Below are 17,438 nucleotides of genomic sequence, written 5' to 3'. Positions count from 1 at the left end.
TCGACAAAAAGACGACTGTCATTATCTTCCTGGAAAAAAGCGGTATAGCCCTTCAGCCAATTCAATATGGACTCGAATACCCCCATAAATTCTAACGCCTCCGGTACCTGGCGGGTGTTTCGCCCACAAGACGTGTAAATAACCGGGAAAAACTGCTGACATCGGAATAACCAACCTCTGCAGTAATACGAGCGATGCTCCAAGTTGTGTTGCTCAACAACTGCTTTGCTTTTTCAACCCGTGCAAGTTGCAGCATATCTAGAGGTGATTGCCCTGTTTCAACTTTGATCCGCCTCAGCAAGGTACTTGGACTTATATGAAAAGTGAGCGCCAGGCGATTAAGGTCATACTCGTCGGCCAATCTCTCACTGAACCAGAGCTGCAATTGTTGTGAAAAAGCTGGCAGACCTCTCTCCATCAAAGCGCTATCGACAAATGGCGATTGGCTGGCACGCTGATTTGGTAATAGGGCGACCCGTGCGGTGGCAGTTGCCACTTCAGCACCGAGCGTGCGCTTGACAAGCTGGATGGCAAGATCAAACGATGAGCTGACTGCTCCGGTAGTCAGGACTGCGCCGTCCTCCAAAAAAACTGCGTCCGCTTGTAGCCTGGTCGCTGGATACCGCCTGGCAAGCTCCGGGGCAAACAGCCAGGCAGTTGTGGATTTGCGGCCATTTAGAAGACCAGCCTCACCCAGCAGGAATGCCCCTACACATGCGGAAGCAACTGCAGTTCCTGCAGCAAAAGTCTTTTTGATGAAAGCAAGCTCGCGTGACAAAGAAGCCAGTCTTTTGTCCCAGTCAACATGGCGGTTTATTTCAAGCCCCGGCACAATAAGTAAATCGTATTTACCTGCAGGGCGTTTAATTCCAACAGAAATTCCACCAGCGATCTTGATGCTTTTCCCCGCCAGACCAATTAGCTCTATATCAAACGCCGGCCCCTTGCGCGCCTTGATATCCAGACCAAGATCCATTCCTATCCTCAGGACATCGGTGATGCCGAACACCTGAGACCCCATACAGGCTTCGTACACCAATATAGCTATCCGCAAAGATGTTGAATCTGTCATGACGAGCATCTTTGAATTTTGACGAAATTGGCCATAAAACAGCTGATATTAGCATAGTGCGTGAAGGTGGAAAGGATAGACAATAAGCTTATCTGCAAAGCAGGGGCTGGCAGAACACCATTCATCTTCAAGGAAAGTATTGCTATGATCTCGCCTCAAATTATTCGAATTGCCATTGCACCCTTCGGAATGATCAACTGTCACCTCATTATTGGTGAAACTGGCTGCATCCTGGTGGATGCCGGTCTGCCAGGATCAGAATCAAAAATAGGAAATGCACTAAAAAAACGTGGCCTTACATTCAGCGACATTAAACTCATCGTCATCACCCATGCGCATGTAGATCATGCGGGAAGTGCTGCACGGATGCGCGAATTGTCAGGTGCACCGATTCTTGCTCATGAGGGCGACCTTGATTATTACCTGCAAAAGAAGAAAATGACTTTTTGCGCGACGGGATGGTTTGGCCGGATATTTCTAAAGACGGGCTTAATTTTGCAGCCTTACGTTCCATTTACACCTGACATTTTATTGAAAGCTGGCGACGTACTCGACTTGGCCTGTTTTGGAGCAGCGGGCACAGCCAGGCACACCCCAGGTCACACAGCAGGTTCAGTTTCAGTTCAGTTAGATACCGGGGACGCAATGGTCGGAGATTTACTTGCATCTGGCGTATTGCTTGGCGGGCTCATCAGGACTGGCAATGCAATACGCCCGCCATTCGAAGATAATCCAGAAACTGTCTCTGAAGAATTGAATAAAATGCTGGTTTCAGGCAGTAAGCGTTTTTACATGGGACACGGCGGACCGTTGATAGCGCCGGAGGTTCATCGGCACGCGCAATGCTTGCAGTCATTGACAGTACAAAAAAATGATTCCACAGCTTGCTAACTAGCTTGAGGCTGGTTTGGTATTTTTCCTTCCAATGAAGAGCGCTCCGGTCGAAAAGTTGACCGGACCATCAAAGCACTACCACAGCGATACCTTGCTCACGCCTTGGTGTTCCTGCGTCCAAATGAATCGCTGATCACTTTTATGAGAATTCGCAGGCTGAGAGTCTCAATGGACGGGTGCGACTATTCCCTCGAAACCGTGCCATCCCCATACTCTTCTACAGCAGGGTCCAGATTTTCCGGTGCATGCAGTATCGAAGGGCCTCGGGAACATGCCTGCCGGGTCAGGTATTCCGTCAAGCCTTCGGTTAGCACTGCGGGTGGAATCGTCGCCTGCATTTCGCTCAGTAACTCTTCCGTGGCTCTGACTATCCACTCTACCGTGCGATACTTTGGCGAGACGATCTGGATGTTCTGTGCATCAGTCTGGTCAAAGAAGCCGTGCTGTAGTTTATGTCTGACGTAAGAAAGAGCAGTAATACCAGGAATGGTGCGCTGTTCCAGATATGCCTGTTTACCCTCCTCATCATAACGGACGACGATATCCGGGAATTCATATCCCTCATCTTCAAGCAACGCTTCGCTGACGATATTTGGCAACAGAGGCCGGGCATCTTCATGGCCCACCTCGAACAAGAGGATTTTCTTGAGCTTCTTCATTTCCTTCTGTTCTTCCGTATCCGTCTTTTGAATGGCGATAGTCGGGAAGTACTCGCGGATGAAGGCATTGGATTTGTTGATCAGTTCATCCCTGTTGACCTCTGGGCTATGCTGGAAAAACCGGTCGTCCATGTCCATCATCTTCCAGGCGTGGTTCAGGTCGTGGATGAGGAATTCGAGTGGAGATTGCCAGAATTCATCGACATAGACAGGCTCTGTTGATACGCCGATAAAATAGATAGGCGTACCCCTTATTTTCATGAGGTCAGTGGCAGAAATATTATCGAAAGTCGGGATGATGATGACTTCAGGAATCCGGCGCATCAGCTCTTCATAGCGATACCAGTATTTTTTTTGGAAATGGGTACTCAGTTTTTTCTCTGAGCGACATGCAATATCGAAGAAACCCACTGCTTCGAACAGTATACGCAAGGTCGGAGCATACGGACACATTGCACCATTCTGTATCGTGACATGGTGGAATTTATGCAGCAGTTGATCACGCATAAAGGACAGTGCCGCATTATCGCGACACTTCTCATCCATCTCAGGGAGTGTCATCTGGCTGCGGAAATACTCGACCACTGTCAACAGTTCCAGGACTGGGGTATCCGGGCTATTGTTATTCAACTCAAATCGCGTGCGCAATTCACGGTATAAGTCCACCGGATTCCTTACCCATTCGCGTATCCATTCGTGATGGGAAATACCCTGGGTTTTTGTAAAATTTTTTGCCACCAGCGCAGCAGCGATCTGTTTGTGATGACCAAAGGCAAAGGCGCCTTCTTTCGCATTCGGCGTTGTCATCACGCTCTCGGGCAACCACCTGCCATGGACGCCTTCGGTGTCGAAAATTTCTACCAGAAATCCAACTGTATCGACGATATGACGCGGGTCTGAAGGGACAGCAATCTCTTTGAGATGGTCGCGATATCCGTGGGTAACGGTTCTGTCCATGTAGATGCGGGCTTCGTTTTCCGTTTCCTTCTTTGCCCCGTCTTTTACTTCGCTCCGCACAAAATAATATTTCCGTCCGCCCGCTTCTGCAATCCCGTATTCTGGTGCTAAAGATCCGAACACTTTGCTGCCAGTTACCCGGAGTGCTGCAAAAATATTTGCTGGAATTCCAATTTCGTTTTGCTCATCTTCATCTTGCAGCAAGCCGCCCGGCAGAGACATGCCTTCAGGGAAAAATGCCCGGTCCAGGACAAGAAATTCCCGTCCATTTTCTCCATCGCGCATCACGAGCACATCAACCGTCTTGCGCACCATGACGCCCTGATCAATGCGCTGCTTGGCCTGTACTTGAAGCTGTTGATCCGACAATAAGGCTTTTACTACCGCCGACTCACTGGCCAGGCTTAAATATTTAGCGATGCTATCTTCGATACCATTCTTGCGGACGGGATCACGCAGACGATGGAACCAATAAATCATGTACAGCAGCGATTCTGCATACAGGCTGGCTGGGTAGCTTTGCGTATTGAGGCTTACCGAATATTTATTCAGTATTTCAAGAACGTCTTCCGCTGCGCCATCTGTTTGCACGTCCGGGAGCGAAGACGAAGGATTGATGGTCATTTTTGATGGTTCAATGTCACCCGGTAACCCGGGAGTCGGCGCAGACGCGTTCAATGTCATATTATTTTCCGTAAGAATTGCTCATGTTGAATACTCGCATCAATCTTGCCGGTCAATCGCACCTGGAACCAGCCATATGCAAATCAACATCATATTTGTTCTCTGTGATATTGACACAGCGTATTCTATATCCATCTCAAGGCCCATAGGCATCGTGGATACCTTTAAAAAATCAGTCCCCCTGCTGTCGCCAGATCGCTTTTCCCTCCTTCAAATAAATCAAGGCACTGGCTGAGCCTTCCTTTGCCACAATAATGCCATCGCTCTGTAACTTGACGGGCTTGTCATGATAGCTCTGCTGCAACGACCCTTTATCTTCGACATACCAAAGTTCCAGCCAGGAAAAATCGTCGCCACCATTGCCAATCGCATGTCCGGCACCCACGATGACAGGCTTGGCTTTACCATGTGACAAGAAGACGATGCCCTCTTTCTTGCTCTTGCGGTCCTTGACCAATACCGCCAGATCCCCCTTGCCAGTACCCAGAAAATTGCCGCGCCAGACAAAGGGATTGATACGACTGTTCACCTCTATCGATTTTTGCTGAGACAAGCGATCAAGCTGCCGGTTAGCCCAATCCGGCAATTGCGTTGTGGGTGGCAAGCCCTGTGCAAACGCTATGCTAGTGACGAATAACAGAATAAAGGATGCAAATCTGAGTTTCATGGCAAGTCCCAAAGTAATGATGTAGAAGTGTAGGTGTCTGCCTGGCTGGGGACCTGGCAATATAGTTCTTTTTCTATCACAAGCTAAGTGTCCAGAAGCATGTTACAGGATAGATAGAGAGAATCGATACAGAGCTTCCCCGTACACTCGATAGTTCTATATTTTTACTTCTCTCTAGCAGCAATCTTGCTTACGGTTGCAGTAAGCCCACCGCACATGTTTTCGCCGTGTAAGTTTACGGATGCGGCTTGTATCTCATATCGTCTTGCCTCCCCCTTGTTAGCGGAATAAGCGGCGCTAATACCACTAGCGAAAACGCCTTGACTGGTCTGATCAGAAGCTAACAAGCGCACCGCGTTAACGGCGCATTTGAGGCTCATTTGCATTGCATTTGCTTGAACGGAAATTAAATGGTATGCAAGTGGACAGAAAATAATAAAACCAGTTGACGCGCAAATTCAGGACCCACATGCTTAATTTTAGAGCGGCTATTTGCGGCTAAGACAAGCCACTCAGGAATGTATTTTTGGGAGTAAAGACAAGTTCAACATTCACAAAATCATGGGGGGAGACGGCAATGGAAAATACAACTTTAAGAAACCTGATTCGTAACATGCTGCTGTGCGCGACCAGTGGTGGTTTGCTGGTGGCATGCGGTGGCGGCAGTGACAGTGCTGGTAATGGAACTGGCCCGGCAAGCACACCACAAGCGCCGCCTGCTGTCGCTTCTACGGCTTGCTATGCCGCCTGGGATGCAGCGACACCCTATAACGGCGGTGCGCTGGTCAGTGCGGGCGGTAATAATTATGTCGCGAACTGGTGGACGCGGAATGAAAATCCTGCGACCAACAGCGGGGCCTCTGGCAGCGGCAAACCCTGGACGGGTAAAGGTGCATGTGATGCCACACCAACGCCAACGCCTACCCCCACTCCAACACCAACTCCTACACCAACGCCCACACCTACCCCGACACCTACGCCCACCCCCACACCAACGCCGACGCCAAACTGTTCTGCCTATGTCGCTGGCACCCAATATGTGGCTGGAAGAGTGGTCAGCAATGCAGGCGGCTTTTATCGTTGCGATGTGGCGGGATGGTGTTCTACCGGTGCATCGGCTTATGAGCCTGGTGTAGGCTGGGCGTGGAACAGTGCCTGGACATCAGTCACATCGAGTGCCTGCCCAACACCAACACCAACTCCTACGCCAACCCCTACTCCGACACCAACCCCTACTCCGACGCCGACGCCGACGCCAACCCCTACACCAACGCCAACCCCTACACCAACTCCCACACCTATCCCTGGCCTGGCCAAGCATGCGCTGGTGGGTTACTGGCATAACTTTACCAACCCCAGCGGCAATACTTATCCTATCTCGCAAGTCAGTAATGACTGGGATGTCATCGTGGTTTCGTTTGGCGACAATGCTGGTGGTGGCAATGTGAGTTTTACGCTGGACCCCGGTGCTGGCAGCGAGGCGCAATTTATTGCGGATATCAAGGCCAAGCAGGCGCTAGGGAAAAAAGTGGTGTTATCGCTGGGTGGCCAGAATGGTTCCGTCTCGGTTGGTTCAGATGCAGAGGCGACCAACTTTGCCAACAGCTTGTACGACATCATGAGCAAGTACGGTTTTGACGGCATAGATGTGGATCTGGAAAATGGCGTAGCACAGGGCGCACCTATCCAGACTTATTTGCCGATCGGGGTCAAGAAACTGAAGGCCAAAGTTGGAGCGAACTTCTACCTGTCGATGGCACCGGAATGGGTCTATGTGGAAGGTGGTTTTACCTCGTATGGCTCGATCTGGGGTGCTTATATCCCCATCATCAATGCGCTGCGTGATGATCTGACTATTTTGCATCCACAGTATTACAACAATGGGGATGTCTATACACCTTACCAGTCTGCGCCACTCAGGGCGGGGTCGGCAGACCAACTGGTGGGCACGGCAAAAATGCTGATTGAGGGCTTTACCTATGGCAGCAATACCTTTGCTGGCCTGCGCCCAGACCAGGTTGGTTTTGGTGTGCCGTCCGGGCGCAGTTCAGCCAACTCCGGCTTTACCACTGCGGCTGATGTCAGCAATGCGCTGAACTGTTTAACCAGGTTGCTGAACTGCGGCACCATCGTACCCAAACAGGCTTATCCAAACTTCAGAGGGGTCATGACCTGGTCTATCAACTGGGATAAACACGATGGCTATAATTTCTCGGCACCGACCAAGGCTGTCTTGAATACTTTGCCTTGATGCAAAAATGCGCCGCCGGTCGGAAGACGGGCGGCGCAGTTTCACTATACAAAAGCTTGTTGATCAAAAGTCGTGATTAGCCGGGTAATTGCTGAAGAAATCATTATCCCAACGGAAATTCGTCGCGGCGATGGTGACAGAAATATCCAGAGATTCCACGAAATGCCACCAGCCCACAGGCAGGAATAATATCTCGCCTGGCTCCAATATGCATTCGAGCACAGGCACATCCCGCATCATGGGGAAGCGTGTGAGATCAATGTTGCGGCCATCGACTGGTGTAAAACAATGGCGCTCATTCTGCATTTTGGCAAGGTGACATGGCGCAATGAGTTTGACGCGCTTGCGCCCCATGATTTGTATCATGAAGTTATTGGTCAGGTCATGGTGAAACGGGGTAATCGTCCCTGCCGGGCCAAACCAGAAAAAGCCTTGCTTGCCCTGGTCTGTCTTCAGATATTCAGGCAATGAGGGTACGTCTTCCCACAGTTCATTAAGTGCCTTGCGGTTGCTGGAGTCATTATTGGCGGTCATATACATGTCATTGCTATGGCCGCTTTTTTCCACCAGATCGACAAACTCACCGAAGCGCATCTGGCGTTTGTGGGCGATGCTGTTCATTTCGTAATTAGCGTCGCTATTGCGGCCAAATTGCACTTCTACATGGCGTTCAGAAAAATGCGCGCGGAACCAGGCCAGGTTCCAGCGGCTGCGCGCCGGGCAATCGTCCAGCATGCCGGTGATAATGACGGGGCTGTTTTGCTGGTAATAGTCATGCAAAAACTTCTCGCCGGATAATTGCTGCTTGCGCTCCAGCGCCATCGGTTTTATCTGATCAAGTTTGGCGGCGATGGCCAACACCCAGTCACGCTTGTCGAGGCGGTTCTTGAGTCTTTGTACGCCTTGAAAATAAGGGCTGGACAGCGCGGCACTGATTTCCAGCCTGGCAGTGTGCAGACTGAAGCCATTCTTTTGCAAGACATTTTCCAGAGTTGCCGGATGTGCGCCAAGTAGCAGATTTTCTGCAATCCAGCGACGCCAGTCATCGCTCATTGTCTGTGCTGCCTGTGCCTGCTTGTGTAAACCGAGTTGTGCATTCATGTGCTTTCCTCTCGCTGAAAAACTGCGGATGTAATTTTTTTCATTATCACACCCGCAGCCATAGACTACTCGTTAACTGTCACAGTCAACTATTCAGGATTACCGTCCCTTCCAGACTTCGCTACCGAGAACGCCGTTGGCATCGCCATCCAGTTCCCAGGTAAATGCGCCACGCAAGTTCTGGTCACGTACATACTTCATCTTGATGGCGATGACAGCCGGATCATCATAACTCCACCATTCGCCATTGTTGGTCAACAGCATCAATTGCTTGGTCACCGGATGCAGGGTGCGCGTACCGGTCTTGTTTTTCAAGACCTTGTAGTCTTCTATCCCTGCTTCATAAGTGGCTGGTGCTGGGCCACCAGTTCCCTGATACAGGCCATTCCCATTTGGCCCGGCACTGACGCCTTTCCAGCCGCGCCCGTAGAATGGAATACCGAGCAAGATTTTATTGCGTGGCATACCTGCTGTGACCAGGGCCTGGATGGCGTCATCACTATTGTACTTGGCAAGCACACCCGTGGATGGGTCTGCACTGTCATGGTACAGCGGTGAGTGGAAGTTGGTGGTGTTTTCCCACCCGCCATGGAAGTCATAGGTCATGACATTCACCCAATCCATGTACTGGCTATACAAGGCAGGTTCGGTCTGGGCGATCTTTTCAGTGCCCGCGCCGATCGCTGCAGTCAGCGCATAACGCTTGTTGTCGAGAGCCCCTTGCGCATCGAGCTGCGCGCGGAATTCTGCCATTAACAAGGTGAAGTTATGCTTGTCATTAACAGCATCAACCGTGTTGTACGGCTGCCCGCCACCGCCTGGATATTCCCAATCGATGTCGATACCGTCAAACACGCCCTTGGCAGCGCCTGGGCCACCACGGCCATCTTGCACTGGCAGGTCACCTGCAATAAATTGCTTGACGCAAGACCTGGCCAGTTGCTTGCGCAAGGCATCCGTCTTCGCTGCTGCAGAGAAGAACTTCGACCAGGTCCAGCCACCGAGTGAAATGAAGACTTTCAGATTTGGATGTGCCGCCTTGAGTAATTTCAGTTGCGCAAAATTGCCGGTGAGCTTGGCATCCCAGGGGATGATTTTGCCATCGACGGTGCGGGCAGGCTGACGCTGATAATCAGCAAAGGCATCGCCACCGGTACCAGCATCAGCAGGCGGCGGATTGTTATTACCCGTCTCTGCCTTGGTGACCATATCGCACTCATAGCCGCCATTTTTTGCATACACATTGCCGAAGGCATAGTTAACGAAGGTCAGTTGATCAGCAATGCTGGTCTGCACACCATTGACTGGCGTCTGCGTGGTATGAATATCTGCTACCTCATAGGCACGACCATACACGCCCCATTGCGCAAAATAAGAACCGACTTCACGGCCACCGACAGGTGTCGGCGTTGGTGTCGGCGTTGGAGTTGGTGTCGGCGTTGGAGTTGGTGTCGGCGTTGGAGTTGGTGTCGGCGTTGGCGTTGGCGTTGGCGTTGGCGTTGGCGTTGGCGTTGGGCAGGCGCTGGAGGTAACCGAAGTCCAGGCACTGGTCCAGGCCCAACCCACTCCAGGTTCATAGGCAGATGCGCCGGTAGAACACCAGCCCGCCACATCGCAACGATAAAAGCCACCTGCATTGCTGACGACACTGCCTGCCAGATAACTGGTGCCCGCCACGTAGGGCGCGCAGCTTGGCGTCGGTGTGGGTGTTGGCGTCGGAGTTGGGGTCGGGGTCGGGGTCGGGGTCGGGGTCGGGGTCGGTGTGGGCGTCGGAGTTGGCGTAGGTGTGGGTGTTGGGGTAGGCGTGACAGCACTTACCTCCCATGGCCCCCACTGTTCTGTACCAGGGACATTGCCCTGGGTCCACCACTTGGCCTTATACGTGATGCCTTGGTAAGTGACACAATTGCCTTGTGTATAAACTTGCGTGTTACTCCATACAGCACAACTGCTATCTGCCATCTGCGCCGGTGGCATTGCCATATGTGAGCCTGTCTTGGGCGTATCGCTCAAGTTGCTCGTGCTGCTCCCGCCACCGCAGGCCGCCAGCATGCTGCCGACCAGCCCTAGCATCAGGTAATTCGCGCGATTTCCAGTTCTTTGTCTCATCCTATTCCCCCAGAGGTGTGAATAAACGAATGCCCCAGTTTTTCGAGGTCATTTTCGTGGTTTAGGCTTCATTCTGCGTAGAAACCTTCGGCTACGATGTTGCTTAAAATTTGGGCAGTCAAGTGGTTTTTTTGAAAAGAAAATATTGCTATATCAGAAGAGTCCAATTGGGAAAGATAAATGTGTGAAAGCGGGAATTGAGGGGCAAGATGAGGAAAATATATCTTGATAACATGATACCAAAATAATACCAATTATTAGTAAGACCCCAAGTGGTATTGCTCCAACAAACAGCATATTGATTAAAAAAATTTAGGTTTGATGGAAAACTGTCTTCCAACAATGATTCCCTGAGTGAAGATGCTGATATGCAATATCTACCTGGTCGAGGCTAGCCCAATTTTTGGTCGACCCGTTCAGCGACGTCTTTTTTCAGCCTGTGGTATGCCGCTTCCATAAGGATGGCAAGACAATGACCGCCACTGATGTTGGCGTCTCTATAATAACAAGCCGGTATTGAGACAGAAACCTAGCCCCGACCACATACTCATCACCAGTAATATCTCAGGCAGATGCGCACGCAGCGGCTGGCGTCGTATCAACATCATGACCGCCGCCAGCACAGGCAAAAGCATGCAGGCTTCTATCAGCAAGTTGCGCCAGAAGGCATAACTGATGATGCCGGTATGCGAGGCACCAGGCAGGAATGCCAGGGGAAAATAAAATTCAGTCTTAAGCAAGGGCCACAACAAGGGTAAGGCGCGGCCTACTGCCATATCAAGCAAGAGGTGCGAACAGGCTGCCAGAGAAAGTATCCAAAAACCCGGCCTTGTCTTGCACCTGGGCCAGCATCGCTTTGCCAGCAGCCACACTGTGCTACTCAGCAGCAGGCAAAACAACAGTGAGTGGGTGAAGCGCTGTTCATAACGCAGGTGAAAAAACCAGATACCGAAATAGTCAAAGTCAGGAGCAATCGCCAGCAAGACTGGCAAGCCCATACTGATATGTGGCCGTGGCTGTGGGCCTGTACGGCAAAAATACAGCGTCAGGCCAGCGGCGACATGGGCCAACAGTGAAGACATCGGTGAACGTGGCCAAATGGCAGCGAGTGGAGATGCGCCAGCTTAGCTTTGCCGTGTGAAGTGTGTATGCGCTGGGTGTGAAGTGGCTGGAATAATGCGGGCAATTCCCATTCAAACCGAAACAGGTCGTTCTCATTCTCGTTTTCTGTCGCTTTTGGTTTGATGGCTGCGCTTGCTCGTGGCGCCGGGTGCTACACTGTTTTCCATACAAATGTGGGGAAGCAATGATGGGCAGTGGAGCAGGCAATTTCATTTTCAGTCTTTTTATCTACCTCTGGTTCTTGCCTATGACGCTGGGGGTTTTGCTTTCCCTGTATATTGCCGGCAAAGGAAATCGCCTGCTGTGGATAGTACCCATGATCATACTCAGACTGCTGAGCGCGAAACTCTTGAATCTCATCGGCATAACAGGCCAGAAAAAAATGGATCTGCTGGCCCTGTCGTCTGAATGGATGATTGCAGCCATCCTTATCCTGGGTGCTTGCGGCTTCAGAGTTTTGATGATGCACCGGAAAAAGAAAGCTAATGTTCCGGCGGCTTAAATCCCCAGGTAGACGTGGCTTGCTGCCACGATACCAAACTCTGTGCTTTCAATGTAAGCCTCACCCCAGCTTGCGCCACGGATGCCCCTGCTTCTTGACATAGTGATGATAGACATAGGACCAAGGCATAACAAGGTAGATCAGGACAACCGCGCCTATCGCCATCACATTGGGCAATAATTTTTCGTCGAATGAGCCATTCAGATAAAGTGGCAATGGCACGGCGACTAACCAGATCGTTTTCCAGATCAGTTCCCACATCAGTATGGGCAACATCTGCAAAGGATAACGAATGCCTAAGGCGCAAAGTAACCAGAATGCGCCCATCATGCAGGTTTGCACACCATGAAAAAATCCCCAGGAAGCAATCGGTTTTTTCGATGCCAATACATCTGACCATAATGTTAAAGCAAGCCCGACGACAACCAATAAATAGATGGCACGCAGTGCATAAAGTCGGGTGTTGGAAATTTCGCTCATCGTCTTACTCCAAATTGCTTTCGTTAAAATTGATGTGTTAGCTCGAATAAATTATTTAAGTGTTTTTAATTGTTCTTCCGCGTCAGCACGTGCTTTTGGACTTAATAGGGGGGTGAAAGCAAGTGCTTTTTCGAAGGAGGCAATGGCTTTCGTTTTGTCACCTAATGCCTGCCATGTTTTTCCCAATCGGTAAAACACTGCTGCTGTGGCGTCAATACTCAGGGATTTTTCCAATTGAGGCAGTGCTTCTTTTAATTTACCTTGTTCTTGTAATGATCTGCCAAGCCCAAGATAGGCGGCTGAAGAATCGGGGTAACGCTGGATCATTTCGCGAAACACTTTTTCTGCATCGGAAAATTTCTTCTCTTTGATCATTACCAAACCTATCTCGACTAAGATGGCTGGCTGCAATTGTGCCGCTGCTGGCGTAGCACTTGCATCGACCGACAATGCGCCAGTTCGCGCTTTGTCAAGATCACCGTCCTTTACATCAAACTTCGCCTGAAGTAATTTTGCAACTTCTGGGCTTAATTTTTTGGTCTCAAGGATCAGTTCTTTGGCCTTGGAATTACTACCACCCAGAAAGCCCGGCACCTCCAAATAAAAGGACGTGAGTGAGCTGGCCGCGATAAAATTCCTGGGGTCCAGTTCAATCGCCTTCTTGTACGAATCGCGAATTTTTCCTATTGAACTGATGCCAGGCATCATGCCGCCTTTTTCTGCTTTGGCACTCAGCACATTGCCTAGTGCTTCATGACATTCAGAATTTTTTGGATTACCCGCAATGCATTGTTCTGCGATTTTCACGCCCTCATCGAAACGAGTCGCTTTAGTTTCGATTAGCACTAAATCAATTTTGGCTAGCAAAGCATCGGCATCATTCGCGTTGCTTGCGAGTTTGCTACTGACTGCACGTTCAACTTCGGCATATTTCTTTGCCTTAATGAGTGATGTGTACTCATGTCCGTTGGCTGCTTGCATGCTAAACACTGACGTCAACAGCAGTGCCAATATGCCAGACCGACCTGGTGAGAATCGAGTATGTGCGAAGCGACTCATAATAATGTCCTTAATGAAATAGGTGAGGATCTGGCGTTTCCGCTTGACCGAAGAAGCCCATATCATTCGTAAGGCATCTTCAAATCGTGATCGATGCTGAAGTATCCTGCTTTCAACTGACGGGATCGAGCAAAAAGGGATGAATGACGGTCTTGTGATCCTAAGTGACGAAAAAACGTCTGCACCTTACATTAGCGTGAAACGACGACGCTTTTTGAGCGGTGGCGCTAGCAGTCTTTTGGATGTAGAAAGCTGAGTTAGCGTGTACTCCCCTTTGGCGAGCACAAAGAAAAACCACGTTCTTTGAACGTGGTTCATTGACTTCTGACCTGGAATAACCGTGGCTATGTACTTACATTTGTTTGAAATGATGTAAATAACTGCGGCTCACTGGTAGTTTTTCAGTCCGTCCTTTCATCGACACGGTGGCTGTTTCGTTCTCGCCGCGCGTCACATGGCAGACCTTATTCATATTCACCACCACCGAGCGATGTATTTGAACAAAGTGGGTGCCATCCAGTTGGACGAGTAGCTCTCTTAGTGAGGTGCGTATCAGTGCTTCTGCAACTTTACCATCATCATCGCGCCAGGCAATTTGCGTGTATTTTTCATCCGAGCGCAAAAAGTCAATATCTTCGACTGGAATCAGGCGCACAGACTGTCCGATCGACGCCTTAATCCAGCGTAAAGGTTCTGGCGCTGTTTTCCTTTGCAAGCGTGCTTCCAGTTTATCCAATAGCACGTCGATGTCAGGCGCTTCTTGAGCAGCGCCTAAACGCTCACGCACCCGCATCACAGTTTCGACCAGTCGTGCCTGATCGACGGGTTTGACCAAATAGTCCAAAGCCCCTTGCGCAAAGGCCTCGACCGCATATTCGCTATAGGCCGTCACAAAGACCAGGTGCGCACCGCGACCAATCTGGCGCGCTACGTCGATACCCGATATTCCCGGCATATGGATGTCGAGAAAACACACGCTGGGTTTAAGCTCCTTAAATTGTTCCAGCGCTTCGCGTCCATTACGCGCTAGCGCCACGATGTCCAATTCTGGCCAGGTCTCAGTGAGCAGGCGCGCCAGCGCGCTACGCAATAAAGGCTCATCGTCAGCTATTAGGGCAGTAGGACGGGTTGGTTTCATTGTTGTTCTCCCTTGGACGAGATCATTGTTGAGGCTTGCATTTGGGCCGGGAAATCAATTTCTGCAAGAAAGCCATGCGGTTCGAGCGAAGTCAGACTCAGGTGCGCTTGATCTGAAAAAATTAATTGCAAGCGTTCGCGCAGATTCGCCAAGCCAGTTCCTAATCCCTGACTACCTTGGCTGCCTTGATTTAAGCTCAGTCCAATACCTGTGTCACTCACTTGCGCAATACAACGCTCGCCTTTTATCCGCACCGTGACATTTATTTCGCCACCTTCTTCACTAGGGTCAATGCCATGACGCACCGCGTTTTCCACCAGTGTCAGCAGAGTCATGGGAGGACACTGCACCTTTAATGCCGCCTCATCGACCTTGATTGAAAATTGCATTCGATCAGGCATACGCATGTGCATCAATTCAAGGTAAGCACGCACTAATTCTAATTCTTGTCCCAGCGTCGTAGCAGCGTTATTCAGGTTTGGAACGGCAGCGCGTAAATAAGCGATCAAACTATTCAAGACCTGTGATGCCTGATCAGATTGAGAATCCACCAATTCACGCACGTTGGCCAAGGTATTGAACAAAAAATGGGGTTCCACTTGTGCTTGTAATAAGCGCAGACGCGAATCAAGTGCGTCCCTTGAGAGCTCACTACGCTCCAACTCAAACGATAAAGCCTGGCGCTGTGCCTGACCACTGATTTGGCGATACAAGGCTGACATCGCTATCCAAGGCGAAAATAACAGACCGGCACCGACCATTTGTCCGAATCCTCCCAATCTCGACTTAGTTTCGTACCAGGGAATGGGGTCTCCTAAGGTGGTCAGCGTATAGGCGATCGCCGCTGCAAACGGCACCACAATTGCCACAGCGGCAATCTGAAGTACCCAGCGCGCCATCCAGCCTGGCAATCGCTTCGGCCAGCGTTCGACAAGGCCAAATACGGTCAATTGCATCATGGCTATCATTACCAAACGACCAAATATCGTAATCCACCACTCTGTCCACGTCATTTTCATTAAAATGCTCAGAATGAGGCAGGCGAAAAGAACCACCTTGACGCGATTCCAATCATAAATAGCAGGTAGTGCCGAGGTAGTGCTCAATGACTCTTGATTATTCATGGTTGCCACTTTAAAAAATGAAAATTTGCCACACAAGTAGTGCGACTGACAGCGCTCATCTGACCTTCTCCAAGACAAATTATGTGACCAACAAGCGAAGAATATAAGCAGCTTACACTGCAAAGCAAACACAGGAAACTCTTTGTGATCAAGCACGTTTTCCTTAGTTTGAGTCACGTTCTGCTGCGATGAAACACAGGTGTATTTCTACGGTCAAAAGTGATCATTTTCACATGCTTTGATTGAGCAATGACATTGTCAAGTGGCACGACACTTTGACGGCAGTCATCACCCCATATCGTCACTGAATCAAGCTGATCCGTCATTCATCGCAATCTACTCAATAATTTTCAATGAATGAGGCATCCTGACATACATCACCCAGTCAACCAGGAACTACCATGAAATGGATACATATCATTGCAGGCTTAATCGCAATCTCATCAGGTGCCATCGCCATGTTTGCGGCGAAAGGATCGCCACTGCATCGTAAAACCGGGACAATGTTCACCGTGTCGATGTTAGTCATGACTGCCAGTGCCGCCATCATTTCACTCTTCTTGCGTACCGACCACGTCACTGGCGTTGCGGCATTGTTCACCGCTTATCTGGTTTGCACTTCATGGTTGGTGACCAAGCGGACGGTGCAAGAAAACCGCGTTGTGCTGAATGGATTTGCATTTGCTGCGGCAATGCTGGGCGTGTATGCGCTCAGTTTATGGTTCCATTTTCTCAAAGATCCGACAACTTTAATCACTAAAAATAGCCCACCACAAACGCTGATGGTATTTGGTGCACTCAGTTTATTGTGTTCCGCTCTGGATTTTCGCATGTTATGGACAGGGCAAATCGCTGGCGCGCACCGTTTGGTGCGACATCTATGGCGTATGTGCTTTGCGATGCTGATCGCCACGGCATCTTTTTTTACAGGACAAATGCAAGTTTTCCCGAAAATCGTTCGTCAGAGCACACTACTTGGAATTCCTATCCTGGCTGTACCTGTTCTTCTGGTATTAGTGGTGATGCTGTATTGGATGGGTCGCACTTTGGCTAGACGTAAGCGTAAGACCGTCAATCAAGTTGCTGAATCATGATAATGAATACCAAGCCATATTGTCTGTTAAATGCCGAATCTATAATTACTCAAGACATCAGCAAGATCATGCTTTGAAATAAGGGAGAGATGGTGGCATACATGCAGCCGGACGTTGCTTCACAATGACGGTGACAGTTTTTCTTACTATGCCTTTTTCCCGTCTCCCTCAGGAATTGCCTTGATACCCACCTGTTAATTTACTGGTCAGTTGTCTGTTTACTTGAACCTGCGCTATGTCCATGCGCAGGCATTGAATGATTTCATATCCTTATTTGCCGGCATAACGGATGATCACAGCTGGATCACCAACCAGTACCAGAAAATCATCATCCTCTGCGATCTGAACAATCTGGATCATCTGTTTCTTTGTCTCAAATCCCTGTAGAACTCATTTCATAAATAGGATGAGTGCGAACAAGACGATTTGGGATGCAGTGCAAGACGTGACGCGCAGCTAAGGCGTCCGCCTTTGCAAGCGGCACAACGCTGCAATGCGCCCAAATCGTCAGTTCCCGAAGGGTTT

At 49.9% G+C, this 17,438-nt stretch carries 14 protein-coding genes; 4 read left to right on the top strand and 10 right to left on the bottom strand.

Going from position 1 to position 17,438, the window contains the following annotated elements; all coding sequences use genetic code 11:
* Window positions 1–91: 91 nt before the first annotated feature.
* Window positions 92–1,072, bottom strand: a complete 981-nt coding sequence (locus tag Q8K39_RS17165; RefSeq protein ID WP_305262079.1) for a GlxA family transcriptional regulator — start codon at window positions 1,070–1,072, stop codon at window positions 92–94.
* A gap of 60 nt (window positions 1,073–1,132) precedes the next feature.
* On the opposite strand from Q8K39_RS17165, the gene Q8K39_RS17160 reads away from it, so the two are divergent.
* On the top strand, window positions 1,133–1,963 hold the full coding sequence (locus tag Q8K39_RS17160) for an MBL fold metallo-hydrolase (RefSeq protein WP_370868632.1): 831 nt from the start codon (window positions 1,133–1,135) through the stop codon (window positions 1,961–1,963).
* Window positions 1,964–2,148: 185 nt separating this feature from the next.
* Here the strand turns inward: Q8K39_RS17160 and Q8K39_RS17155 are convergent, their stop codons facing one another.
* Together Q8K39_RS17155 and Q8K39_RS17150 are read right to left on the bottom strand one after the other, a co-directional pair.
* A complete protein-coding gene (locus tag Q8K39_RS17155; protein ID WP_305262078.1) occupies window positions 2,149–4,266 on the bottom strand; it encodes a hypothetical protein in 2,118 nt (705 codons plus the stop codon).
* Window positions 4,267–4,438: 172 nt separating this feature from the next.
* Entirely contained in the window at window positions 4,439–4,933 is a 495-nt protein-coding gene (locus Q8K39_RS17150) for a hypothetical protein (RefSeq protein ID WP_305262077.1), read from the bottom strand.
* Window positions 4,934–5,510: 577 nt separating this feature from the next.
* Between Q8K39_RS17150 and Q8K39_RS17145 the strand changes: the two genes are divergently transcribed.
* Window positions 5,511–7,184 carry a chitinase gene (locus Q8K39_RS17145; RefSeq protein WP_305262075.1) on the top strand — a complete coding sequence of 558 codons (1,674 nt, stop codon included), beginning with the start codon at window positions 5,511–5,513 and terminating at the stop codon, window positions 7,182–7,184.
* Window positions 7,185–7,247: 63 nt separating this feature from the next.
* Here the strand turns inward: Q8K39_RS17145 and Q8K39_RS17140 are convergent, their stop codons facing one another.
* From Q8K39_RS17140 to Q8K39_RS17130, 3 genes are all read right to left on the bottom strand, one after another.
* Window positions 7,248–8,285 (bottom strand): cupin-like domain-containing protein, encoded by a 1,038-nt coding sequence (locus Q8K39_RS17140; RefSeq protein WP_305262072.1) that lies wholly within the window; start codon window positions 8,283–8,285, stop codon window positions 7,248–7,250.
* A 99-nt stretch (window positions 8,286–8,384) separates the two neighbouring features.
* The gene (locus Q8K39_RS17135) at window positions 8,385–10,394 is read right to left on the bottom strand and encodes a glycosyl hydrolase family 18 protein (RefSeq protein ID WP_305262070.1); all 2,010 of its coding nucleotides are present in this window, start codon (window positions 10,392–10,394) and stop codon (window positions 8,385–8,387) included.
* 497 nt (window positions 10,395–10,891) lie between these two features.
* The gene (locus tag Q8K39_RS17130) at window positions 10,892–11,476 is read right to left on the bottom strand and encodes a metal-dependent hydrolase (RefSeq protein ID WP_305262068.1); all 585 of its coding nucleotides are present in this window, start codon (window positions 11,474–11,476) and stop codon (window positions 10,892–10,894) included.
* Window positions 11,477–11,700: 224 nt separating this feature from the next.
* Between Q8K39_RS17130 and Q8K39_RS17125 the strand changes: the two genes are divergently transcribed.
* A complete protein-coding gene (locus Q8K39_RS17125; RefSeq protein WP_305262067.1) occupies window positions 11,701–12,018 on the top strand; it encodes a hypothetical protein in 318 nt (105 codons plus the stop codon).
* 60 nt (window positions 12,019–12,078) lie between these two features.
* Here Q8K39_RS17125 and Q8K39_RS17120 read toward each other — a convergent pair whose 3' ends face one another.
* From Q8K39_RS17120 to Q8K39_RS17105, 4 genes are all read right to left on the bottom strand, one after another.
* Window positions 12,079–12,498, bottom strand: a complete 420-nt coding sequence (locus Q8K39_RS17120; RefSeq protein ID WP_305262065.1) for a hypothetical protein — start codon at window positions 12,496–12,498, stop codon at window positions 12,079–12,081.
* A 51-nt stretch (window positions 12,499–12,549) separates the two neighbouring features.
* Complete coding sequence (locus tag Q8K39_RS17115; RefSeq protein WP_305262064.1) at window positions 12,550–13,557, bottom strand: lipopolysaccharide assembly protein LapB; 1,008 nt, start codon at window positions 13,555–13,557, stop codon at window positions 12,550–12,552.
* Between the two features lie 352 nt (window positions 13,558–13,909).
* Window positions 13,910–14,695, bottom strand: coding sequence for a LytTR family DNA-binding domain-containing protein (locus Q8K39_RS17110; RefSeq protein ID WP_305262062.1), 786 nt, complete (start codon window positions 14,693–14,695; stop codon window positions 13,910–13,912).
* A complete protein-coding gene (locus Q8K39_RS17105) occupies window positions 14,692–15,819 on the bottom strand; it encodes a sensor histidine kinase (protein WP_305262061.1) in 1,128 nt (375 codons plus the stop codon). The genes Q8K39_RS17110 and Q8K39_RS17105 overlap by 4 nt, the downstream gene beginning before the upstream one ends.
* Before the next feature lie 401 nt (window positions 15,820–16,220).
* Between Q8K39_RS17105 and Q8K39_RS17100 the strand changes: the two genes are divergently transcribed.
* Window positions 16,221–16,913, top strand: a complete 693-nt coding sequence (locus Q8K39_RS17100; RefSeq protein WP_305262059.1) for a hypothetical protein — start codon at window positions 16,221–16,223, stop codon at window positions 16,911–16,913.
* Window positions 16,914–17,438: the final 525 nt, after the last annotated feature.

The sequence above is a fragment of the Undibacterium sp. genome (genome assembly GCF_030683615.1).
Lineage (GTDB): Bacteria > Pseudomonadota > Gammaproteobacteria > Burkholderiales > Burkholderiaceae_D > Undibacterium > Undibacterium umbellatum.
This window is presented reverse-complemented; position numbering and strand designations above follow the sequence as displayed.